Source organism: Kitasatospora sp. NBC_00070 (genome assembly GCF_045041205.1).
Classification (GTDB): Bacteria; Actinomycetota; Actinomycetes; order Streptomycetales; family Streptomycetaceae; genus Kitasatospora.
Genome location: NZ_CP108247.1, coordinates 7527460 through 7549793, shown reverse-complemented (window position 1 = coordinate 7549793; position 22334 = coordinate 7527460). Strand labels below are relative to the sequence as shown.

Here is a 22334-nt window from a genome sequence, read left to right as displayed (position 1 = left end):
TGACGCAGCCGAACGTAGGACCTCAAGTAAGCTTGAGGTCAAGAGGGGGTTCCGGCGTGACGAGTGATCAATACGGCGAAGTCCTGGCCGGCCCGGACGACTGGCTGAGCATCGGCGAGGTGGGCGCGCGGACCGGGGCCGCCGTCTCCGCGCTGCGGTTCTACGAGGAACTCGGCCTGATCGCGTCCGAACGCGACGGTCGCAACCAACGCCGCTACCCACGGCACATGCTGCGCCGGGTCGCGCTGGTCTCGGTGGCGAAACGGATCGGCATCCCGTTGCAGGACCTCCGGGAGGCGTTCGCCGATGTGCCGCTCGACCGTCCGCCGAGCCATCAGGAGTGGCAGCGCGCCTCGCGCGAGTGGCGGCGTCAGCTGGAGGAGCGGCGGCTGACCATCGAGCGGCTCGAGGCCGAGCTCACCGGGTGCATCGGCTGCGGCTGTCTCTCGATGAAGGCCTGCGCCCTGCTGAACCCCGGTGACACGCTCGCCGGGGACGGCGCCGGGCCCCGCCGCCTCTGAGCGACCCACGGTCACGACGGTCGGTACTGGCTACCGGACGGGCCGTCAGCACCCCACGGTGGCCTCCTCGTTCTGCCGGATCAGCTCCAGCACCTGCTCGGCCTCCTGGTGGTCCAGGTCGCTGAACAGGGTGTGCGCCCGCCGCAGCGCGCCCAGCGCCTCGGCGGTTCGGCCGAGGGCGAGCTCGGCCCGGCCGAGGGCGTGCAGGGCGGAGGCGGTGGCTTCGGGGTCCGCCATGGCCTCGAAGCCGGCGAGCGCGGCTTCGAGATGGGGCAGCGCCTCGGACGGATGCGACCTGGCGACGTGGAGCCGGCCCAGGTGGAGCCGGGTCTGGTTGAGGTGCGGTACGTCCTGAGCTGCCTCGGCCAGGCTCAGCAGCCGGTTCAGGAGTTCGAGGGCGGGTCCGTGGCGTCCCACCGCCGACAGGGAGATGCCCTGGCACAGCATGATGGAGCGTCTGATCCGTCGGCTCATGGCCGTGGGTTCGGTGCTGCGCTCGTGCTCGTCCAGCGCCTTGGTCGCCTCGTCGAGTACTGCCAGGGCCTGCTCGGGCAGGTCCCGGTGCCGGGCGGCGATCGCCGTGTTCAGCCCGGCCTGGGATTCGCGGAGTCGGTCACCGGAGGTCCTGGCCAACGCCATCGCCTGGGCGAAGACCGGCAGCGCGGCGTCGAACCGCTGCTGCACCGCCAGCGAGATGGCGTGGTCGTTGGTGGCCGCGATGCGGACCTCCGTGTCACCCACCGCGTGGGCGGCGGCCAGGCCGAGGCGGGTGAGCTCCTCGGTCTCCCGCCACCAGCACCGGAGCCTGCCCGGATACGCCGCAGCGAGGCTGAGCACCGCCAGCGGCTCGTGCAGCCCGGCCGCCGCCCCGGCGCGGGCCGCCGCCAGCAGGGCCTGCCATTCCAGGTCGAACCAGGCCCAGGCGGACTCGGCGTCCTCCGCAGCGCCCGGCTGCCACTCGGCGTGCCGGATCCAGTCCTGTTCGAAGGCGGTCGGTCGGCGGCGGGCGTTGGTGAGACGTTCGGCGTGCCAGGCGGTGCCGGCCGCCCAGCCGACCCAGCGACCGAGGGCCGCCGTCCGGGTGCCGGCGTCGAGTCGCGAACCGGCGTGCTCCCGGGCCACCTCGAGCACCAGATCGTGGAAGCCGAAGCGCCCGGGCCCGGCCATCGCCAGCAGGTGCAGGTCGACGAACTGCTCGACGACGTCCTCGGCCTGACGGGCACTGATGTCCAGCACCGCCGCCACGGCACCGGTGCCGAACGGGGCGCCGCCGATCAGGCCGAGGTGCGCGAAGGCCGCCCGGACGTCGACGCCGGACAGCGAGGGGGCACCGGCCTCGGGGAGGCTGCTCTCGATGGTGCCGCGCACGGTCCGGTCTCCGGTGCTGAACTCGTCCAGCCGGAGCCGGGCCTCGCGCAGGCCCCGGAGAAAGGACCGGACCGTCCAGGTGTTGCGCGCGGACAGCCGGGCGCCGGAGATGCGCAGGGCCAGGGGCAGGTCGGCGCACTGTTCGGCCAGCTCGACGAGCTCCTCGGGTTCGGCGTCCGCCCTGGCGTCCCCGATCGCGTGGCGCAGCAGGGCCACCGACGCGTCCCGGGGCAGGGTCGCGACCTCCAGGAGGCGACGGCCCGTCAGTCCGGGCATCCGGTTGCGGCTGGTGACGAGCACGGCCCCGCCGCCCGGGCCCGGCAGCAGCCGGCGGACCTGGGCGGTGGAGCGGGCGTCGTCCAGGACCAGCAGCAGGCGGCGGCCGGAGCTGACCCTGCGCCAGAGTGCCACCCGGGCCGCCGGCTTCTCGGGCAGCGCGGTCTCCCGCCCCGCGACCGACGTGATCAGCTCCGACAGTACGTCCTCGACCGGGCGCTCCCGGCCGCCGGTGCTGAGCGGCACGAAGACCTGCCCGTCCGGGAACTCCGCCCGCAGTCGGTGTGCCGCGTGCACGGCCAGCGCGCTCTTGCCGACGCCGCCCGCACCGGACAGCACCATCACGGGCACCACCTCGTCCGGGGCGGGCCGGAGCAGGTGGGCCGAGATCTGTGCCAGGCTCTCCGAGCGGCCCACGAAGTCGGCGACTGCGTCGGGCAGTTGGCACGGGGCGGGTGGCGGGGAACCGGCACCCGGGTCTGTCCCGCCGAACGCCGGGAGCGTCCCGCTCAGGATCGCCTGGTGCAGCTCCGTCAGCGCGACGCCTGGTTCGAGTCCGAGCTCCCGCACCAGGATTCGGCGCCCTTCGCGGTAGCACTCCAGCGCGTCGGCGGTACGGCCGCTGCGGTGCAGGCCGAGGATGAGCTGCCCCCGGAACCCCTCGTGCAACGGGTGCAGACCGACCACCTCGGTCAGTTCACCGAGCAGCCGGGCGTGGCGTCCCAGCGCCAGATCGGCGGTGATCCGGTCGGACAACGCCCGGATCCTGCGCTCCTCCAGCCCGTGCACGACCGTCTCGGTGAGCCGGTCCGCTGGGATGCCCTCCAACGGACGTCCGCGCCACAGGTCCAGTGCCTGCGCGAGGACGGCACCTCCGGTGCCCCAGTCCTGCCGCGCGCAGGCGTCGGCGCCCCGGCGGCACAGTTCCTCGAACCGGTGGAGGTCCAGTTCGCCGGGCCGCGTCTCGATCGCGTAGCCGGCCCGCACCGCGCGGACCCGCGCGGCCGGGCCGGGACCGAGGTGCTTGCGCAGCCGCACCATCATCACCTGGAGCGCTTCCCGGGGCTGCTTCGGCGGCAGCGAGTCCCAGATCTGCTCGACCAGTGCCTCGGCGGACACCACCGCGTTCGCCTGCACCAGCAGCGCGGCGACCAGCGTCCGCAACCGCCCCTGCGGCAGGTCGATCGACGCGCCGGCGTCGTCCCGGATCCGCAAGGGACCCAACAGCCCGAACTCCACGTTTCCCCCAGAACGGATTTCGCACGCTGTGATCTTGTAGGGGGAGTGTAGGGGCGAGCCGCGAAGGTGGTGTAGACCACCCGCCGGACCGGCCGCCCGGCCCACCGGCGGAGGTCCGGTCTCCCGGCACCCGCCGGGCGCCGCACACCGTCCTGACGCCCCCTCGGTATCCACCGGGCCGAGCGTCGGGGCGAGCCGACCCACTCCCCTGCGAAGGACACCCCATGCGATCCAGACTCCTGAGCGGTCTCGCCGTTGCCGCGGCCGGCCTCGCGACCCTAGTGCTCGGCGCCGGCCCGGCCAGCGCGTACGCCAGCTACACCGTCGCCCTGCACGGCCCGCACAACATCGGGATCTACGCCGGCCCCGGCAGCGCCAACCCCAAGAGCGGCCCGGACCTCTTCTACGCGGACCACGACTCGGTGATGATCGTCTGCTACGCCTGGTCGACCGACACCCTGGGAACCGCCAACCGGATCTGGTTCGGGCTCGACGGCTACATCAAGAAGGGCGCCTGGACCGGTCCCACCTACACCAACCACCCGACCCAGTGGGTGTCCGGCGCCTACCTGTACAACGAGAACAACAGCAACTCCCATGGTTTCCCGCTCTGCTGACCCGACCCGCCCGGTGACCCGGGCCCGGACCGAAGCGCGCCCGTGACACCGTCCTGCGGTCGGGCGTACACCGGAGGCCGTCCAGCGGTCCGGCGCGGCCTGCGCCCTGCTGGACGGCCTCCGGGCCGGGACGGGACGAGATCGTCGTCCCGGCCCGGGCCGTGAACACCCGTGGGTGGCGCCGGCCGTACCGGCGCCCGGCGCGGGCCGCGCCTACCGGGAGCGGCCCGCACCGGCCGACCCCGCCTGCGCCTTGCGGGCGGGCAGGCCCTCCGGCCGCCTGCGCCGGCGCCGCCGGGCCGCGCGGGCTCCCGAGGTGTCGTCCTGCTCCGCCACCGTGACGCTGTACAGGTCGAGTTCGCGGAACGGGTTGGGCTGGACCGTCCGCAGCCGCGTCGACCAGGCCGACAGCGTGCTCTGGTACCAGATCGGGACGGTCGGCATGTCCTGCAGGATCGCCCGCTCCGCCTGCTGGTAGAGGTCCCACGCCTGCTCGCTGGTCGGTGCGGTGTCGGCCGCGGTGAGCAGGGCGTCGACGGCGGGGTTGCTGTACCGGCCGACGTTGTCGGACGCGCCGGTCCGGAACATCGGGCTGAGGAAGTTCTCGATCGACGGGTAGTCGGCGATCCAGCCGGAGCGGAACACCGCGGTCACCTCCTGGGCGTTCAGCCTGCGCCGGAGCTCCCCGAGGGTCGGGATCGACACGAAGCGGCAGCGCACGCCGAGCGTCTCGGTGACCGAGGCACAGACCTCCTCCATCCAGGGCTGGTTCGGCGAGTCGATGTTGGACGTCAGCTCGATGTCACCCTCGAACCCGGACGCCTCGAACAACTCCCTGGCCCGCGCCGGGGAGTAGCTGCACAACTCGCCGCCCTGGTTCTCGGCCCGGCCCGAGACGGCCGGCGGGACCAGGCCGTCGGACGGTGCCTGGTGACCCTGGAAGATCTTGTCGATCAGCTTGACCCGGTCGATCGCCATCGAGATCGCCTGCCGCACCCGCCGGTCGGCGTACCGCGGGTCGTAGAGCGGGAAGGTGATGGTCTGGATGCCGAGGTAGGTCCGGTCGTACGTGCGGTTCGGCAGGTCGTTCAGGTACCGGCTGCCCTCCAGCGCCCAGAACGGGGTGACGTCCAGGTAGTCGAGCCGGTCCGCCACCACGTCGTGGTAGGCGTCGCCCAGGTCCGCGTAGATCCGGAAGTCGACGCCGCCGATCTGCGGCTTGTCGTCCCCGGCGTAGCCCTCGTAGCGCTCGAGCAGGATGTTCTTCTCCACCTCCCGGGAGACGAACCGGAACGCGCCGTTGCCGATCGGGTGCGCCTCGTACGCCGCCCGGTCGTCGAAGAAGGCCTTCGGCAGCGGGAAGAACGCGCTGCAGCCGAGCGTGACGAGGAATTCGGAGAACGGCGCCGACAGGGTCACCACGAAGGTGTGGTCGTCGACCACCTTCAGGCCGGACAGCTCCGTGACCGTCGAGTCGGGGGCGTTCACCTCGCCGAAGCCCTCGATGTGCGCCAGGAAGCTGGCCGCCTGCATCTTGTTCGGGCCGTGCGCCGTGTGGTTCCAGGCGTCGACGAAGCTGCTCGCGGTGACCGGCGTGCCGTCGTGGAACGTCCAGCCGCGCTTCAGCTCGATGGTGAACACCGTGGAGTCGGTGGTCGTGATGGATTCGGCGACCGCGTTCCTCGGGTGGGCATCGACGGGGTCGTAGGAGACCAGGCCCCGGAACAGCGCCGCGATCACCTTGACCCCGCCGGATTCCGTCGTATGCCCGGGTATCAGCGCGTTCTCCGGCTCAGTGCCGTGATAGCTGATGACCGTGCCCCGGGCGGCCCGGGTGGACGCGCCGTTCGCGCCCGGGACAGTCCGGCCGGGCAGAGCTGCGTTGCGGGTGGTCAGGGTCGATCGCATCGTTCCTCCGGGAGATCTCGTCTGGCGGGTGCGGCCGGATTCGCACACAAACCGCTGGGCGTCCGCGCCAGTTGGAGTTCATCAGGGCGCGGAATTGGTCGCCAGCGTCGGACCGCCGAAACAATCAACCACCCCGGACAGCAGCGGGGGCCGGCTCCGGGCGACTGCCCGGAACCGGCCCCTGACGGATCGTCGGTCATCCGCGGTGGTGCCGCCGCAGACACCGGCTACCGGTGCGCACCAGACCTGCGGCGGCGGGCGACGACGACCAGCAGGCCGCCGCCGAGGGCGACCGCACCTGCGCCCGCCATGGCGATCGGTCCGGCCGCGGAGCCGCCGCCGGTGGTGGCGAGCGAACCGGAGCGGGTGACGGTGGCACTCGGAGTGGGGGTGGAGGTGGGCGTCTCCGAAACCGTCGGGGTCGCGGTGACGGTCGGGGTGGCGCTCGGCTCCCGGGTGGGCGTCGGCGTCCCGGACGGCGCGGGGGACGGAGTGGTGGCGGTCTTCCCGAGCAGCACCTTGGTGAGGTCGTTGTCCCGATTCCGGTCCCACGGCAGGTCGGTCAGGCCGGGCGCCAGCCGCACGGTGACGGCCGCGTCCTCGGCCTCGGCCGGTACGTCGAGCTGGAACTCGTAGGTCTTCACCAAGCCGTTGGGCGCCCAGTTGCCCACCGCGCACTGGAAGTTGCCCTTCTCCGGGGTCGAGCTGCCCTCGGATGGCACCTCGTAGCAGGACGGGGGCACCTTGGCGGCGGTGACGCCCTGCGGCAGCTTGAACCGGATCATCGGCATCTGGTCGCCGCCGCTCCGGTCGAGGATCGAGGCGGGACCGTGGTTGCGCAGGCCGACGGTCAGGGCGCCCGTACGGCCACCGGCGACCGGTGCCCAGGTGCCGACGACCTCGAAGTCCGCGCTGTTGTCCGCCTTCACGTCCAGCGAGGTGAACTCCCGGTGGTTCCCGACGAGGTTCGGGCCGCCGATGTCGGCGACGGGGGTCTCGGGCTTGCCGAACGTCAGCCGTGGGCCGGCGCCGGGTTCGAGGGTGAACCCTTCGAGGATCCTGTCGTACGTGGTCGTCAGGTTGGCGAACACCCGGAAGAGGACCTGGGCCGAATAGGCGCCGGGGGTGACCCCGACCCGGATCGGGTCGACCGTGACGGTCTCCCCCGGGTCGATCCGGCTCTCGATCACGCACACCATCCCGGTGGAGTGCACCCAGCCGTCCGGGTCGTTGACCCCGTACCGGCAGTTGGCGAACCGCTGCTCGAACCGGAGCATCTCCTCGGTGGAGAACTCCAGGACCACCCGGTTCGCGGGCAGCGTACCGGAGTTGGTGATCTCCAGGGCGGCGTCGATCGTGCTGCCGGGCTTGACGCCGCTCTGCTCGGGAATCCGCTTGAGCTCCAGGCGGGGACCACCGATGACGACCTCGATGTCCATGGTCGCCGGGGCGGCGTTGGAGCTGGTGGCCGTGATGTGCAGGACGCCCTTGGTGCCGGTCTTCGCGCCCTTGGCCGCGTTCACCACCGGGCTGTCGGAGACGTACAGCGGGCTGTCGATCTGGCCGACCGAGCTGCGGCAGGTACTGACGGTGTCCTGGGTGGTGCAGTGCGGAGCCAGGGTCAGCTCGGCGATTCCGGTCAAGTCCCGGGTGTCGTACCGGAGAACGGGGTCCTTGGCGAAGCCCTCGCCCACCTTGTCGAGGACCAGTTTCAGCTCATCGCCCTGCCACGGCTCGTACTTGACGTCGGGGTCGACCGAGACGGTCCTCGGCCCGTCGAGCTCGAGCTTCAACCCGTCGGCCGCGGCAGCCGGAAGGGTACTGCCGGCCGCCGCCAGGGCGAGGGCGGCGGCGATCCCGACGGGTCGGGCCAGACGTATGGAGGCCACAGGTGTCCTTTGGTCACGGGGATTTACCCGCACCCTAGGTTCTCCACAGGACGCTTTCGGCATGTTTCAGCCCTGCCTGAAATGCTCCGCGCCGGACGTGATTCGCGAGCCCCACGGGCACCTGCGCCACCGTCGGATTCCTCCCTTGATCCGGGACTTCGCCGACTGCTCCGAACCGTCGCGCACCGTCCAGAGCTTCGTGCCGCCAGGACGGCGGAACCCGCCGGGCAGCAGCGAACCTCCCGTCAAGATCATTTGCCGTGGGACAGCCTCCCCCTGTCCCGCCCGAAAGCGTTTGACGCCGGCTCAGCCCGCTGAGAGAGTGCTCCCGCCGCGAGATCGAACACGTTCGAATAGAGGGAGAACCGCATGTCAGAGACCATGGGCGGGCGCCTGGCCGCCACGCTCGGCGCCGCCGCCGTCGTCCTGATGACCATCGGTGTGCCCACGGCCACGGCCACGGGCGGGCAGTCGGCCGTGACCGACCCCAAGGCCGTCCCGAGCCCCGGCTCGCTCGCCACCGGTGCGTCCACCGACGCGTGCGACGACACCACGGCGCCGGGCTGGATCACCACCACCGAGCCCACGCTCACCGCACGCACCACCGCACCCGGCGCGCGCTTCAAGGTGTGGAACGCGGCCGGCGCCAAGATCTTCGACCGCACCGCCCGGACGGCTGCCGACGGCACCGTCCAGGTCCGGCCCACCGGCCTCGTCGAGGGCGCCGGCTACTCCTGGCAGGTCTGGCCCGACTACGGCCCGGGCGGCGGGAAGCCGACTGCGGCCTGCCACTTCGGAGTCGACGCCACCGCGCCGCAGTTCACCGTTGGCTCCACCGACTTCCCGGAGTCCACCAGCGGGGCGACCCCGCTCAAGTACGCCGGCCAGACCGGAACCTTCACCGTCAAGGGCACCGACCAGGGCTCGGGCGTGGCCTGCTACCGGTACGTCCTGAACGGCACGTCGAGCGTCGGTTCGCCGTGCCAGGGCCCGGGCACCGTGGCGGCCGGCCCCGACGGCACCGCGACGTTCCAGCTGAAGCCGACCCAGTGGGGCACCAACATCCTCACCGTGCAGGCCGTCGACAACGCGGGCAACGTCACCCCGCCGGTCACCTACAGCTTCTACGCGCCCTCGAACCCGAACCCGCCGGTCGCCCCCGGCGACGTCAACGGTGACGGCATACCGGACATCCTGCTGCCCGACGCGGCCGGCAACCTCCAGGTCATCAGCGCGGACGCCACCACCACCGTGCCGACCTCGACCGTCGCCGCCGTCCGCGCGCCGGGCGATGCCGGGTGGAACGGCGTACAGCTGCTGCACCGCGGCTGGGACCGGTCGCACGCACCGGTGGACGACCTGATGGCCCACCAGCCCGGCGGCGCGGGCCTCTCCCTCTACCGCAACTTCGACATGGGCGCCTTCGCCCGCGGCTCCTCCTCGGTCGAGCGGGCCGTCGACCCGTTCGACCCGCCGGTGCTCCCGGAGGGCTTCAACCCGGACTGGTCGAAGGCCACCCAACTGGTGCCCCTGGGCGCGCTCGGAGCGGACCAGCGGACCTCGATCCTGACGGTCGAGGACGACAGCCTCTGGCTCTTCACCGACCCCGGCTTCCTGTACGGCTACCAGACCTTCGTGAGGATCTCCACCTCGGCCGCATGGACGGGGTACGACCTGATCGCCCCGGGCAGGGCCGCCGACGGCACGCTCGCGCTCTGGTCGCGCAACCGCGCCACCGGCGAGCTGCGGACGTACCCGATCGCCAAGGGCGCCGACGGCACGTACGACTTCACCGCGCTGGCCGACCCCGCGACCGGCACGGTGGTCGGCACCTTCCCGGTCGCCCAGTACCCGACGCTCGGCAGCTCGGGTGACGGCAACGGCGACGGGCAGCCCGACCTGTACGCCGTCACCGCCGATCGTCACCTGCTGACCTTCAGCGGAGCCACCGCCCCGAAGGACCTCGGCGCCCTGCGCTGATCAGGAACCCGGACAAGCCTGCCCTGACCAACTGGGCGCCGCTGCACGCCACCGACCCGGCCCAGCGCAGCAGTTCCGCGAGGGTCCGACTCCAGCCGTCCAATCCGGTAGATCCCGCCCGTGTGGTGCGGCGAGCGTCCGACCGGCGGCCTCGCGGTGTGCGGACCCGCGAGGTCGTGACCCTAACCGCGAGGTGTACCACTACGTCACCGTGGTCGGGTACTTCGACAGCGGCCGCCAGGTCCGGGTGGTCGACAGCGCTGCGGGGGCCGGCGGCGGCCTGCGCGACGACTGGGCCCAGACCGAGAAGGAGTGGACCGCCCCCACCGACGACCTCGGGGTGTGGATGCGCGGCAAGGGCTACTCCGCCCATCCCGCTCCGGGGTCCGCACCGGGCACCGGACCGGAGGTCGGACCGGTCGTACCTTCCGGTGGCAGCTTCATGATGTGGGGCGACAGTGCCAACGTCCGCTCCGCACCGGGCACCAACGGCACCGTCGTGCGCACCCTCCAGCACAACGCCGCCGTCCGGGTCCAGTGCCAGCGCCACGCACAGGCCGTCACCGCCGAGGGCACCACCAACGACGCCTGGTCGTACCTGCCCGATCTCGGCGGCTGGATCACCAACATCTACGTCGAGGGACCGGGCTGGATCCCGGGCGTGGCCGAGTGTGCCGGCAGCACCGGCAGCGGTGGCGGCGCGGTCCGCACGTGGGGCTCCGGGACCAACGTCCGGTCCCAGCCCAGCACTGCGAGCAACGTGCTGAGCACGCTTCCGGGCGGTAGCACCGTCAACGTCCAGTGCCAGAAGCACGCCCAGTCGGTGTCGGCGGAGGGAACCACCAACGACGCCTGGTCATACCTGCCGGACCACGGTGGCTGGATCACCAACATCTACGTCGAAGGGCCGGCCTGGCTCGCAAACGTGCCGGACTGCGACACCCTGACGGTCAACCGGCTGGAACCCAGGCCCTGACCCCGGCCCGTAGAACGACCCTCCCCCGGCCCGCCCCGTACACCGGCGGCGGGCCGGGTGCGCCGACGGGCCGAAGCGGGGAGGCTCACGCCGCTGCATGCCGGAGCACGGGGCCGAGGGGCTTCGGGCCAGCCGCGTGCTCCGCATCCCGTGGCAGACCGCCCCGTCGGCTGACTTGCTACCAGCCGTACCGGTAGAGCGAGCAGTTCGGCACCGAGTTGGTCTCGTCCGAGATGTCGGTGTCCTTCATCCAGCCCCAGTGACCGTTGTCCGCCTGGGTGAGCAGCCACCGGTACGGGTGGGTGTCGTTGCCGTTGTACTGGCCGTCGTCGATCTTGCAGGCGAACCAGCTGGTACTTGAGTACATGTAGCCGGTCCAGCTGTTCTGGACCTCAGTGTCCTTAGTGGCCGCCCACACCGTGGCACCGGAGCGGCGCCGACCAGCGCACCTCCCAGGAAGGTTGCCCGGGGCCCGACGGCGCGGTAGAGCTGTCGGGGCTGCCCGGCTCGGGACGGACCCTGCCCCGCCCCGAGCCGGAATGGTCTGTCCCTCGTGATCAGCAGTGCCGCAGGCCGTAGCCGGTCGGATTGGCGTCGAAGGCACTGGAGGTGTCCAGGGCGACCGCAGGCACGTAGCCCAACATGCCCGAGTCGCCCCCCTGGGTGTGGTACCAGGTCGTGTTGCCGCCTTCGTGGAGCCGGCCGGTGGTCCAGCAGGCGAACCAGCTGTACGTGCTGCGCAGCACGTCGCCGGTCTCGGAGTAGGAGCTGGGCCCCACTTGACCGGTACGACCCGGTTGCTGCACCAGCGCTTGCCGCCGCTCACCCCGCAGCCGGACGCCTGGGTCGTTGTCGCGGGACCGGCGATGACCACTGCTGCGGAGACGGCGGCCGGGGCGAGTCCCAGAGCGCGCTTGCCGAGCAGGTCAGAGAGGGTGAAGCGGCACCCGTAGAGGTGGACCAGCCTCTCCTCTCGCAAGCTCGGCTGTGCACGTCACCTCTGCCCGAGGGCGATTGCCTTGGGGAGATCGGCCCAGGCCGGCCGCACTCGCAGTGCCCCCCCCCCCCCCCGGGGAGGGGTGGGCCCGCTCAGCCTCGTCCGACCTCGGCCGGGCGGTGGCTGTAGTGCGGGGCGCCGCGTTCGAGGGCGACCTGCGTCAGGTCCGGATGGTCGGTCAGGGGGACCAGGTCGCCGTCGGCGATGACCGTGCTCCCGCAGACGGTGATCTCGCGCAGGGCGGGGTGGCCTGCCAGTGGGGCCAGCGAGTCGATCGGGCCGCAGTTCTCGAGCAGCAGGGTCCGCAGCCTCGGCAGGCGGGCGGCGAACGCGAGGGTGGAGGTCTTCGCGCCCACCAGGCGCAGTTCGGTGAGCTGCTCGGCGTCGCACAGCCGGTCGGTGTCGGTGAGGACACCGTCCTCGATCCACAGCAGGTCGAGGGCGGGCAACTGGCCGGCCCCCGCCATCGAGAGACCCCGGCCTCGGACGCAGGCGATCCGGAGGAACGTCAGGTTCGGCTTCGGGCCGAGCTCGGTCAGCGCCTGGTCCCGCCAGTGAACGACCGTCAGCTCGCGCAGCGAGGTGACGGAACGCAGCGTCTCGAAGCCGGGCAGGACAGGAGTTTCGAGCACCTCCAACGCGGCCAGCCGAGAGAAGTCGAAGCCGCCTCGCCGCCCGTGGAGGGGAAGCCACAGGAGGGTGAGGGAGGCGCAGTCGGCGGCCGGAGCCGGCGCACCGGTCCCGCTCCCCAGCCGCAGCCGCTTCAGGCCGGGCACCGTGGGCAGCCACCCGAGATCACCGTCCCCGACCAGAAGTCCGTCGCACTGACCGGTGCGGAAGTACTCGGCGTACTCGGACTGCCAGGGATGGTCCAGCAGCTGCATCTCCCCGCCCCGGATGAGGACGCCTGGCGCGACCGGGACGACACGGGAACTCATACGGATCACCCTCCGGGCAGGTGCTGGTCGGTCGGTTCGGCCGCCCGGGCTCGATCATGCCAGCGGCCCGGCGCAGAAGCACGCAGGCAGCTACGCGTGGGCGGCGGCGCGCTGAACACCCCCGCCGCCGCACACCGGGCCGTGAGCAGCGCCCCGCCGTCAGCGGGCTCGACCGCCAGGGTGCCGCCGTGCGCGGTGGCGATCTCGCGCGCTATGGCCAGGCCGAGACCGGAGCCGCCGACCGCCCGGGTGCGGGCGTCGTCCAGGCGGATGAAGCGCTCGAAGACCCGCTCCCGGTCGTCCGCCGGGATGCCGAGGCCGTCGTCCTCGACCTCCAGCCGGACGCCCGGACGGCGCGGTGACGCCTCGAACTTCCCCGCACCGCCGGCGGCCGTACTGGACACCGCCACGGGTTTCCACCTCGTCTACGCGGCCGAGGGCTTCACCGTGCTCCGCCGCTGAGGCGACACCGTCAGGCGGACTCGAGATCCGCGGCTGCCGTCACAGAGTCAGCACCAGGTCCCGGAGCGCCTCGGGTCGGGACAGGAACGGGTGGTGGCCGGCGTCGAGTTCGACGACGGTGCCCGCCCGGCGGGCGTACTCCCGCTGGAGCCGGGCCGGGGTGCCCCGGTCCTGGGCGCAGACGAGGTACGTCGAGGGCAGGTGTTGCCAGGCGGCCGCCCCGACCGGTTGGCCGGTCACCTGCACGCTCTGGCGGGCGAGGTGGCCCGCCGCCCGGGCCTGGATCTCGGGGGCGCAGTCCTGGAGGAAGGTGTCCACGAGCAGCTCGGGGCGGACCCCGAAGGTGCCGGCCTCGGGGTCGACGTCGAGGAACGGGGCGGGGCCGCCGTCCCCGAAGTCCGACAGGCTCTGGCCGACTTCGGGCAGGTAGCTGGAGATCAGCAGCAGGTGGCGTACCGACCCGGCGCCCGCAGCGGCTTCCGCCGTGACGATGCCGCCGTAGCTGTGGGCGACCACCACGGTCGGTTCGTCGTCCGCCCCCAGCACCTGCCGCACGGCGGCCACGTCCTCGGGCAGGCCCGGACCTCCGACGCCACCGGGCGGCCCCGCCTCGCCGCAGCTCGGCAGGGCCGGGGCCACGCTCGACACTCCCCGTTCCGCCAGCAGTTCGGCGGTGCGGTGCCACCACCACGACCCGTCCCGCACGCACGCCCCGTGCACGAAAACCACCCTCATCGGCACCTCCACGTCGACCGGACCCCCGAGAATCCTCCGTCGCCCCGGCAGCCTGATCAACCCCGCAGCGGCGCGGCGGTGCTGGACCGGCCCGGACCGCTGGTCTCGGGCCACCCGAGACCTGAGTCTTCCCCACCTGACAGCAGCGTCCGCGGCGGGCCTTGCACGCTCGTGACCTCCGCCGACCGTTCATCGGACCGTGTCGGGGACGCCGCCACACCGACGCCTGGCCTTTCCCACCGCCCAGGGCCGGGCGGTACTTGCGTGATCACTGACAGGCCGTTCAGGCCATTCGACGGCGGATACCGGCAGGAGATCGCGCTTCGCCCCGGAACCCGGCACCGACGGACCGTCACCTGTCACCATTGGAGCAATGTGACATTTCATATTGCCCTCACCCTGCGGTGAAGGCACGCTACGAAGGAGAGACCATGAAGAAGCTCGCCGCCGTCCTGGCAGCCACCGCGTCCCTGGCCGCCCTGGCCACCGTTCAGGACGCCGTCGCCGCGCCCGCCTTCGGCCCGGTCGGCGCCGCCGTGACCTGCGGCGCCCCGGGTGCCCCGGGCTACCTGCTGACCAGGACCTGCATCGAGGTGACGGGCAACCAGGTGCGCGTGTACGGCTGGGCCACCCCCAACAGCCCGGCCTGGCAGCCCCAGCCGGTCGGCTTCACCGTGGCCGCCACCGTGATCGGGAACGCCCCGATCCCGCCCATCAACCCGACCGTGCTCGTATCGGCGGGCGGGACCCAGGTCGGCAGCGTCTTCACCACCGCCCCCTGCGGCTCCACCGTCATCGCCAACTTCGCGGTCAACCAGCCGGGGTGGCCGTCCTCCCCCGCCACCGTCTCCACCGTGGTGAACTGCTGACACACCGGCGGGGCGGCCCGACCGGCCGCCCCGCCTCCCCATCCGCCCAGGCCGACGGCTCACGAGAGTTCGGGGTCGACGTGCGCCGGAGCGCCGTCGGCGGCCTTCAGGCAGGCGATGACGCGCGCGTGGGTGTCGCCGACGCGGTCGACCACCTGCATGGCCCGCCCGGTGGACCAGCCCAGGAAGCGCCTCCCCTGCGCGGGAAGCGGCACGTCCAGACCACCACGGTTCCCCCGGCTCAGCGGCGGGCCGGGCAGCTAGGCCGTTGCCCGCCGGACCCGGTACTCCCAGCGGGTGAGCGCCCGAACCACGGTCGCGGCTCCGGTCGGGTTGGCGCTGTGCACGAAGACCGTGCCGATCCGGAACGGCCGTGCGTTGAAAGCGGCTTCCTCCAGCACGGTCACCACGGGCAGGATGTTGTCGTCGCCGCCGAGATCGTGGTCGAGCCAGAGCTCGTCGATGAAGCTGTCCCGGTGCTCCGCCAGTAGCCGGACGCCTTCGCTGCTGGTGCGGGCGATCCGGGTGGCGCGAGGAAGCGGCCGGAGGTCGTCGATGCCGAGAATGACCGGCGCCTGGGTGGGTTGATCCTGGTTCACCCGCCCCATCATCGCGGTACGGCCCCCGCACCGAAACCCGTTTGTCCCGCCCTCCGGACCGTCGGGCTCGCCGAGCGGGCCGATCTCCTCGTCCGGGTCGTCCGGACCGGCTAGCAGCAGCGAACTGGTCGACAGTCGTTGACAGTTGCTTTCGGCTCGGGCCCCACACCGGGACACCCGCGACCACCCCCGTCCCACCCGCACCGGCCGGGTGACCGTCCGACCGATTCCCTCCTTGCCACGCACCTGATGTTGCGTCAGTCTTCTTCGATGGCAGGCGAGTTGGGGGAGACAGCGGCCGTGGCCGATGCGCCGGGCCGCGCCCACCGTCGGGGGTGCGCCGCACCACACGCCTGAGGGTGCGAGGTGCGGCCGCGATCGCCGGGCGCGCACCTCGCGGGGGGATGGAAGGAACGCCATGACAGCAAGGCGGCAGGTTTTCCGGGGGTTGGCCATGGCCGTACTGGCCGTGGCACTCGCGGCGGGCGGAGCACTTCCGGCCGACGCGAGCAGCCCGGAGGGGGTGGTCCGGGGGGCCGGGACACCGGGCACCATCGCAGGCAGCTACCTCGTCATGCTCACCCCGCAGGCCGCTAAGTCGGCTGCTGGGCAGAGCAGTTCGCTCGCCGCCCGGTACGGCGGCAAGGTCCGGCGGAGCTTCGACGCCGCACTGCACGGCTTCTCCGCCGAGCTCTCCGAGCGGCAGGCACGCCGCCTGGCGGCGGACCCGGCGGTCGCCGAGGTCGTCAAGAACCGCAAGGTCCGGGTCGACGGGAGCCAGTCCGCCCCGCCCTCCTGGGGGTTGGACCGGATCGACCAGCGGCGCCCGCCGATGACCGACCGCTTCGACTACCCGACCACGGCCGGGAAGGGCGTGACGGTGTACGTCGTCGACACCGGCGTCCGGATCAGCCACGAGGAGTTCGGTGGCCGGGCCTCCTACGGTTTCGACGCCGTCGACGGGGACGCCGAGGCGGACGACGGCCACGGCCACGGCACCCACGTGGCCGCCACCGTGGCCGGCGCGACCTTCGGGGTCGCCAAGCAGGCCAAGGTGGTGGCCGTCCGGGTCCTCGACGACGGGGGCGAGGGCACCACCGAGGAAGTCGTCGCCGGCCTCGACTGGGTGACCTCCCACGCCGTCAAGCCCGCCGTGGTCAACCTGAGCCTGGGCGGCGACCCCGACGACGTGCTCGACACCGCCGTCCGCAACTCGATCGCGTCCGGCCTGACCTACACCGTCGCGGCGGGCAACGGCAGCGTCGACGCGTCACAGCACTCTCCCGCCCGGGTGGCGACCGCCATCACGGTGGGGGCGACCGAGAGCGACGACAGTGCCTCCTGGTTCTCCAACTACGGTCCCCTGGTGGACATCCACGCACCGGGTTCGGACATCGTCTCGGCCGGGATCGCCTACGACGAGGACTACACCACCATGTCCGGCACCTCGATGGCCTCCCCGCACGTCGCGGGCGCCGCCGCCCTCTACCTGGCCGACCACCGCACCGCCACACCCGCCCAGGTCACCACCGCCCTGACCTCCGCCGCCACCGTCGGCTCCGTGCAGGGACTGGAGGACGGCACGCCCGACCGGCTGCTGTACACCGGCAGCATCCCGAACCGCCCGCCCGGCCCCCGCTTCACCAACGCCACCGACCTCCCGATCGAGGAGGCCGTGATCGAGTCCTCCGTGACCGTCACCGGCGTCGCCGGCCGGGGCCCCGCCAACCTCGACATCGCGGTCGACATCGTCCACCAGTGGCCCGACGACCTGGTCATCGACCTGATCGCCCCCGACGGCACCGTCTACCGCCTCAAGGACCCGGTCTTCCTCGGCTCCTTCAACGCCGGCGTCCACACCACCTTCGGCGTCGACGCCTCCGCCCGGACGGCCAACGGCGTGTGGCGCCTGCGGGTGGCGGGCGGCTCCGAGTACTTCGAGGGCTACCTCGACCGCTGGGCCCTGCAGTTCTGAACCTGACGACCGGCCCCGCCCGGACACCGGGCGGGGCCGCTCCCCCGTACGACCGCCGTCATGCGCGCAAGGGGCGGACGGTCGACACCACCTGACGACCTGACTAGGGTCGCTGGTGTGACGACGATCGAGTTGAACGATGCCGCCCGCCGGCTCCTTGACGATGTGAATCCCGCAGTGCTGGCCACCCTGAACCCCGACGGCAGCCCGCAGACCTCCGTGGTCTGGGTCGCCCTCGACGGCGACGACCTGCTGATCTCATCGGCGGCCGGCCGCCGCAAGGTCACCAACGTGGAACGCGACGCCCGGGTCAGCCTCACCGTCTACGACCGCACCGACCCGCTGCGCTACCTGGAGGTGCGCGGCACCGCGACGGTGACCGAGGACCTGGGCCGGAAGGTGGCCGTCGCCCTGGCCGAGAAGTACGCGGGGCCCGACGCGGGCGAGGAGTACCTCGCCCTACCGCCCGAGGTGGTGCGGGTGGCCGTCCGGATCACCCCGCAACGCCTGGCCGGCAACCTCGCCCGCTGACCTGACCGCCGGTGTCCTCACCGCTCGCGCCGCTGCGCCTCGGTGAGGACACCCAGCTCCAGCTCCTCCAGCCCGGCCAACAGCCCTTCCACGTCCCCGGCCTGAGTGACCAGCAGCTCGGTCAGCACCGCCACCAGCACCCTGCACCCCTCGGCCCCGAACCGCTCGACATACGCATCCAGCAACCCGACCTGCACCTCGGTGGCCGCAACCGCCGACCCCGCCGCCGCCCTGGCCCGCACGAGCGCCGCCGCGACCAGCGAAGCGTCGTCCAGCAGATCATCGGAACCGTACGAAGCACCCATCCCACCAGCATGCCGGGCCCGCACACCAAACATGGGCACTTCGCCCAAGTCACCTGCCGCGCCCTGGACCACCTCGTCGGCCTTCGCCGTGATCCGGGCGGACGCCCGCCAGGCCCCTGACGGTCAGTCGTGGTCGGCGGCGAAGGGTCCCTGGTCGACGAAGCGGCGCAGGAGACGGGCGAAGGCCTGGGCGTCGGCCTGCGGCCAGGTGGCGAGCGAGTCCTCGATGGCGTCCGCGAGTCGCCGCCGGGTGACGGCCAGCACGGCCTGCCCGTCATCGCTGAGCGCGAGCAGGGTGGCGCGGCCGTCGTTCGGGTCCGGCTGGCGCTTGAGGAGGCCGGCCCGTTCCAGGTGGTCGGCGCGCCGGGTGACGGTGGTGCGGTCCAGTCCGACCTCGCGGCCGAGGTCGGCCGCGCTGCGCGGGCCGGTGCGGGCCAGGCCGCTGAGGACCGGGTAGGTCAGGTCGTCCACCGCTTCGAGGCCGTCGGTGAGACGGGCGTGGAGACGGGCGCGGGCGCTGCGCCGCAGGAGCAGCCCGAGGGCGTCGGCGATGTCGTCTCCGGTCGTGTTCGTCATGACTCCAGAATAGCGTGCGCGGAGCACGCTTTTCCGCTATGGTCATAAGCGTGCTCAAGGCACGCATCTCCGAATCGAACCCGCCGGGGCACTCCCGCATGCAACCGAAGGAATCCCCATGAGCCGCACCGACATCCGCACCGCCCTGACCGACCTGCTCCTCACCCCGGGCCTCGACCTGGACGAGGCCGCCGACCGGCACTTCGCCCCCGACTACCGCCAGCGCACCGACGGCCGCTGGGACGACCGTACCGAGTTCCTCGCCCACATCGCCCACCTGCGCACGGTTGTGGCGGACGGCTCGGTCGAGGTCCACGACGAGCTCACCTCCGGCGACCGGTACGCCGACCGCCACACGATGGAGATCACCAAGACCGACGGATCCACCGTCCGCATGGAGGTCTACCTGTTCGCCGAGTTCGCCCCCGACGGCCGCTTCCGCCGCATCGAGGAGACCACCCTCCTCCTCGAAGGCGCCGACAGCGACCGCAACCTCGGCAGCGCCCGCTGAGAACCCCGGCCCGCTCCCACACCCCGGGAGACCTCCCATGAGGCAGTTGCTGTTCCCCGAGAACCCCCAGTTCTGGTTCGAGACCCTGCGCTACGGGCGTCGAACTACTACCGGTCGGCGAAGTTCTTCCTGCACGGCCACCCGTACGACCCGCGGCACGATCACGCCTACAACCGCAGCGGGGCCTACTTCCGGACGGCGGCGGCCCTGTACACACCGCAGATCGAGCCGGTCGCCATCCCGTACGAGGGCACCACCCCGCCCGGCTACCTCCACCGGGACGACAGCACCGGGGCCCCGCGGCCGACCCTGATCATGCACACCATCAGTGCTGACCTCATGCGCCCGTACCTGCCGCGTCCCGCGGACAGAGGACTGGTGGCACGGGGGCGGACCTGCCAAACCGACACGTTTCACAGGCGGCGCCAGCGGGCGGCCGCGAAGGAGAAGCCGCCGAACAGCAGCAGGCCCAAGGCGACCAGGGCCAGCAGCCAGGGGCCGGCCGGGGTGGACGTGAAGGAGCGCAGAGTGTCGTCAACTCCCTTGGCCTGGCCGGGATCGAAGCGGACGGCCGCGATCAGCGCGAAGACGCCGGCGGCGGCGAATACCGTGCCACGGGCGACGTTGCCGGCCACACCGCTGACGGTGACCGTGGTGCGGGTCCTGGGTCCCATCGCGGCCGTGTCCAGCTTCCGCAGGAACTTCCGCAGGGCGGCGCGGACGGCGATGCCAATGCCGATCCCGATCACGACCAGCCCCGCCGCCCCGACCAGGAAACGGCCGCCCGGCTTGCCGAGGAACGTCGCCGTCCAGTCCCGGGACTTGGTGTCGCTGCTGGACGAGGCCCCCGCACCGGCAGCGAACACGGCGGCTCCCCAGCAGGCGACCGCGTAGAACGCGGCCCGGCCGCCGTTGAGAATCCGACTCCCGACCTTCTTCCGCTCCCAGCCACCGAACACGGCCACCGACGCGCGCCAGATCGCCATACAGGCGAAGCCCACGACCAGCAGCCAGAGCGCCACCCAGCCGAACGGCTGCTCCACGACCTGCTGGAGCGCACCCTGACGGTCGGCCTCCTTCCCACCACCCTGTCCGAACGCGATCTTCAGCGCCAGGTAGCCGACCAGGAGGTACACCACCCCTCGCGCCACGAAGCCCGACCGGCCAGCGATACGCAGCCATCGGTCGCGCCGACCTGCGTCCCTCGGTACGGCATCCACCAGGACATCCCCCTCTTCATGCGGTACTCAACCGCACCTCGCGATGACCGCGCGTATGCCCGGCATCAGGGGGTCCCATGCCCTCGACCCGCCGCCACGGGCACTGCCACCGTCAGTGCGAGCCGGGAATAGGGGTCCGCCCGAGATCGGCCGCGTACGTGCGGCCCAGATCCCGCGCCGGGTGTCTGGCTGGACGGCCAGCATGTCGGCGGCTCCGCCCGTCGCCTGATGACCGTCGCGTCCCGGCCCAGTGGCCACCTTTTTGTGCGTACTGGGCAGGGGCCTGCGGGTGCGACGAGACTGGTGCCCAGAAGGGCGAAGGGAGATGACTGCGGGTCAGGACGCCGACAGTTCGGCCGCTCCGGCCTGCTCGGCCGCCATGCGGTCGAGGCGTTCGTGGCCCAGGTCGGAGACCGGGCCGAGGGCCTCGGAGAGGCGGCGGGCGAAGTCGGTCAGTGAGTAGACCGTCTTCAGCGGCAGGACGTCGTGCACCTCACGGTGCACCAGGCCGTCGGACTCCATCTCGCGCAGGGCCTGGGTGAGGACCTTCTCACTGAGGCCGGGCAGCCGTCGGCGGAGTTCGGCGGGGCGGTGCGGGCCGGCCTCCAGCAGCCAGAGCAGCGACGTCTTCCACTTGCCGTCGATCACCGCGATCGCGGCGGTCACCCCGCACACGTTCGGGTTCACGGCCTGACTGCGCGTCATCTCTTCCCCCGGGCTCATCGTTGTCCACCACCATGTCTACAGGAGCTGAAGTATGTCCACCAACCACACCCGACCCACCGTCACCGTGCTCGGCCTCGGGCCGATGGGCCGCGCCCTGGCCGGTGCCTTCGCGGACGCCGGCGTCCGCACCACGGTCTGGAACCGCACCCCGGGCCGGGACACCGAGCCGGTCGCCCGGGGCGCGGTGAGTGCGGCCACGGCGGAGGAGGCCGTGGCCGCGAGCGAGCTGACCGTCGTCTGCGTGGTGAACTACGACGCCTCGGACGCCGTGCTGCGCCGCGAGGAGGTCGAGGCCGCGCTCAAGGGCCGGGCGGTGGTCAACCTGACCGCCGACTCGCCGGACCGGGCCCGCTCCACGGCCGTCTGGGCGGCGGAGCACGGCGTCGGGTACCTGGACGGCGCCATCATGACGCCGGCCCCGAGCATCGGCACGCCGGAGGCGGTCTTCATCCACAGCGGGCCGGCCGAACTCTACGAGCGGTACGCGCCGGTGCTGGCGCTGCTCGGCGGCACCCACACCCACCTCGGCGAGGAGATCGGCCGGGCGGCCGGCTTCGACATCGCGCTGCTGGACATCTTCTGGACGGCGATGGCCGGGTACGTGCACGCGCTCGCGCTGGCCAAGGCGGAGGGCATCAGCGGACGGGAACTGGCGCCGTTCGCCCAGGGGATCGGCGCGATCCTGCCCCCGCTGTTCGCGGAGTTCGCCGAGGACTTCGACAGCGGCAGCTACTCGGGCGCGATCAACCCGCTCACCTCGGGGGTCTCCACCATGGCCCACGTCGTGCACACCGCCGAGTCGCACGGCATCGACTCCGGGGTGATGCGCGCGGCCGAGGGCCTGGTCCGCCGGACCATCGCGCTCGGGCACGGGCAGGACGGCGTGAGCCGCCTCGCCGAGGTGCTGGGCCGCCGCTACCAGCCCGAGCAGGCGCCGAACCCCTGACCCCTGCTGGGAGGGCCTGCGGCTGGGCAACAGCCGCAGGCCCTCCGCATGTTGGCCTCGGGCACCCCCACCGTCTGCCCTCAACGACGGGCACCGGCAGTGGCCGGGCGCCATCACCCCCTGGCTTCCCGACAACTGACCAACGATCACGGTCTCCTCCGCCGTTGCCC

At 72.2% G+C, this 22334-nt stretch carries 22 protein-coding genes and 1 pseudogene; 9 read left to right on the top strand and 14 right to left on the bottom strand.

Features of this window, described 5'->3' with window-relative positions; genetic code table 11:
- Nucleotides 1–56 precede the first annotated feature (56 nt).
- The gene (soxR, locus tag OHV05_RS34310) at nucleotides 57–521 is read left to right on the top strand and encodes a redox-sensitive transcriptional activator SoxR (RefSeq protein ID WP_405021217.1); all 465 of its coding nucleotides are present in this window, start codon (nucleotides 57–59) and stop codon (nucleotides 519–521) included.
- Nucleotides 522–566: 45 nt separating this feature from the next.
- Here the strand turns inward: soxR and OHV05_RS34305 are convergent, their stop codons facing one another.
- On the bottom strand, nucleotides 567–3389 hold the full coding sequence (locus OHV05_RS34305) for a BTAD domain-containing putative transcriptional regulator (RefSeq protein ID WP_405021216.1): 2823 nt from the start codon (nucleotides 3387–3389) through the stop codon (nucleotides 567–569).
- 239 nt (nucleotides 3390–3628) lie between these two features.
- On the opposite strand from OHV05_RS34305, the gene OHV05_RS34300 reads away from it, so the two are divergent.
- Nucleotides 3629–4021 (top strand): hypothetical protein, encoded by a 393-nt coding sequence (locus OHV05_RS34300; protein ID WP_405021215.1) that lies wholly within the window; start codon nucleotides 3629–3631, stop codon nucleotides 4019–4021.
- Between the two features lie 213 nt (nucleotides 4022–4234).
- On the opposite strand, the gene OHV05_RS34295 is transcribed toward OHV05_RS34300, so the two are convergent.
- The gene (locus OHV05_RS34295; RefSeq protein ID WP_405021214.1) at nucleotides 4235–5929 is read right to left on the bottom strand and encodes an ABC transporter substrate-binding protein; all 1695 of its coding nucleotides are present in this window, start codon (nucleotides 5927–5929) and stop codon (nucleotides 4235–4237) included.
- Between the two features lie 227 nt (nucleotides 5930–6156).
- A complete protein-coding gene (locus tag OHV05_RS34290; RefSeq protein ID WP_405021213.1) occupies nucleotides 6157–7818 on the bottom strand; it encodes a hypothetical protein in 1662 nt (553 codons plus the stop codon).
- 369 nt (nucleotides 7819–8187) lie between these two features.
- On the opposite strand from OHV05_RS34290, the gene OHV05_RS34285 reads away from it, so the two are divergent.
- Both OHV05_RS34285 and OHV05_RS34280 read left to right on the top strand, forming a co-directional pair.
- Entirely contained in the window at nucleotides 8188–9798 is a 1611-nt protein-coding gene (locus OHV05_RS34285; protein WP_405021212.1) for a hypothetical protein, read from the top strand.
- Nucleotides 9799–9991: 193 nt separating this feature from the next.
- Nucleotides 9992–10774: an SH3 domain-containing protein gene (locus tag OHV05_RS34280; protein WP_405021211.1), complete on the top strand. Its 783-nt coding sequence runs from the start codon at nucleotides 9992–9994 to the stop codon at nucleotides 10772–10774.
- 178 nt (nucleotides 10775–10952) lie between these two features.
- Here the strand turns inward: OHV05_RS34280 and OHV05_RS34275 are convergent, their stop codons facing one another.
- The 5 genes and pseudogenes from OHV05_RS34275 to OHV05_RS34255 all read right to left on the bottom strand — a co-directional run bounded on the left by OHV05_RS34275 (nucleotide 10953) and on the right by OHV05_RS34255 (nucleotide 13906).
- Entirely contained in the window at nucleotides 10953–11141 is a 189-nt protein-coding gene (locus OHV05_RS34275; RefSeq protein ID WP_405021210.1) for a hypothetical protein, read from the bottom strand.
- Between the two features lie 190 nt (nucleotides 11142–11331).
- Complete coding sequence (locus OHV05_RS34270; protein ID WP_405021209.1) at nucleotides 11332–11553, bottom strand: hypothetical protein; 222 nt, start codon at nucleotides 11551–11553, stop codon at nucleotides 11332–11334.
- 310 nt (nucleotides 11554–11863) lie between these two features.
- Nucleotides 11864–12709 carry a hypothetical protein gene (locus tag OHV05_RS34265; protein ID WP_405021208.1) on the bottom strand — a complete coding sequence of 282 codons (846 nt, stop codon included), beginning with the start codon at nucleotides 12707–12709 and terminating at the stop codon, nucleotides 11864–11866.
- Between the two features lie 149 nt (nucleotides 12710–12858).
- Nucleotides 12859–13119, bottom strand: a pseudogene (locus tag OHV05_RS34260) (ATP-binding protein); the annotation flags it as partial.
- A 91-nt stretch (nucleotides 13120–13210) separates the two neighbouring features.
- On the bottom strand, nucleotides 13211–13906 hold the full coding sequence (locus tag OHV05_RS34255; protein WP_405021207.1) for an alpha/beta fold hydrolase: 696 nt from the start codon (nucleotides 13904–13906) through the stop codon (nucleotides 13211–13213).
- Between the two features lie 431 nt (nucleotides 13907–14337).
- Between OHV05_RS34255 and OHV05_RS34250 the strand changes: the two genes are divergently transcribed.
- Nucleotides 14338–14775: a hypothetical protein gene (locus OHV05_RS34250; protein ID WP_405021206.1), complete on the top strand. Its 438-nt coding sequence runs from the start codon at nucleotides 14338–14340 to the stop codon at nucleotides 14773–14775.
- 59 nt (nucleotides 14776–14834) lie between these two features.
- Here the strand turns inward: OHV05_RS34250 and OHV05_RS34245 are convergent, their stop codons facing one another.
- Both OHV05_RS34245 and OHV05_RS34240 read right to left on the bottom strand, forming a co-directional pair.
- Nucleotides 14835–14990 carry a hypothetical protein gene (locus tag OHV05_RS34245; protein ID WP_405021205.1) on the bottom strand — a complete coding sequence of 52 codons (156 nt, stop codon included), beginning with the start codon at nucleotides 14988–14990 and terminating at the stop codon, nucleotides 14835–14837.
- A gap of 45 nt (nucleotides 14991–15035) precedes the next feature.
- Nucleotides 15036–15374: a cyclic-phosphate processing receiver domain-containing protein gene (locus tag OHV05_RS34240; RefSeq protein WP_405021204.1), complete on the bottom strand. Its 339-nt coding sequence runs from the start codon at nucleotides 15372–15374 to the stop codon at nucleotides 15036–15038.
- Between the two features lie 454 nt (nucleotides 15375–15828).
- Here OHV05_RS34240 and OHV05_RS34235 point away from each other — a divergent pair, with 454 nt between their 5' ends.
- Both OHV05_RS34235 and OHV05_RS34230 read left to right on the top strand, forming a co-directional pair.
- Nucleotides 15829–17349 (top strand): S8 family serine peptidase, encoded by a 1521-nt coding sequence (locus tag OHV05_RS34235; protein ID WP_405021203.1) that lies wholly within the window; start codon nucleotides 15829–15831, stop codon nucleotides 17347–17349.
- 117 nt (nucleotides 17350–17466) lie between these two features.
- Entirely contained in the window at nucleotides 17467–17880 is a 414-nt protein-coding gene (locus OHV05_RS34230; RefSeq protein ID WP_405021202.1) for a PPOX class F420-dependent oxidoreductase, read from the top strand.
- Nucleotides 17881–17897: 17 nt separating this feature from the next.
- Here OHV05_RS34230 and OHV05_RS34225 read toward each other — a convergent pair whose 3' ends face one another.
- Together OHV05_RS34225 and OHV05_RS34220 are read right to left on the bottom strand one after the other, a co-directional pair.
- Nucleotides 17898–18185 (bottom strand): hypothetical protein, encoded by a 288-nt coding sequence (locus OHV05_RS34225; protein ID WP_405021201.1) that lies wholly within the window; start codon nucleotides 18183–18185, stop codon nucleotides 17898–17900.
- Nucleotides 18186–18308: 123 nt separating this feature from the next.
- Nucleotides 18309–18761: a MarR family winged helix-turn-helix transcriptional regulator gene (locus OHV05_RS34220; RefSeq protein WP_405021200.1), complete on the bottom strand. Its 453-nt coding sequence runs from the start codon at nucleotides 18759–18761 to the stop codon at nucleotides 18309–18311.
- Between the two features lie 118 nt (nucleotides 18762–18879).
- On the opposite strand from OHV05_RS34220, the gene OHV05_RS34215 reads away from it, so the two are divergent.
- Nucleotides 18880–19272, top strand: coding sequence for a nuclear transport factor 2 family protein (locus OHV05_RS34215; protein WP_405021199.1), 393 nt, complete (start codon nucleotides 18880–18882; stop codon nucleotides 19270–19272).
- Between the two features lie 413 nt (nucleotides 19273–19685).
- On the opposite strand, the gene OHV05_RS34210 is transcribed toward OHV05_RS34215, so the two are convergent.
- Both OHV05_RS34210 and OHV05_RS34205 read right to left on the bottom strand, forming a co-directional pair.
- Nucleotides 19686–20423, bottom strand: coding sequence for a DUF1206 domain-containing protein (locus OHV05_RS34210; RefSeq protein WP_405021198.1), 738 nt, complete (start codon nucleotides 20421–20423; stop codon nucleotides 19686–19688).
- Nucleotides 20424–20828: 405 nt separating this feature from the next.
- On the bottom strand, nucleotides 20829–21197 hold the full coding sequence (locus tag OHV05_RS34205) for a winged helix-turn-helix transcriptional regulator (protein ID WP_405021197.1): 369 nt from the start codon (nucleotides 21195–21197) through the stop codon (nucleotides 20829–20831).
- A 52-nt stretch (nucleotides 21198–21249) separates the two neighbouring features.
- On the opposite strand from OHV05_RS34205, the gene OHV05_RS34200 reads away from it, so the two are divergent.
- The gene (locus OHV05_RS34200) at nucleotides 21250–22164 is read left to right on the top strand and encodes an NAD(P)-dependent oxidoreductase (RefSeq protein WP_405021196.1); all 915 of its coding nucleotides are present in this window, start codon (nucleotides 21250–21252) and stop codon (nucleotides 22162–22164) included.
- Nucleotides 22165–22334: the final 170 nt, after the last annotated feature.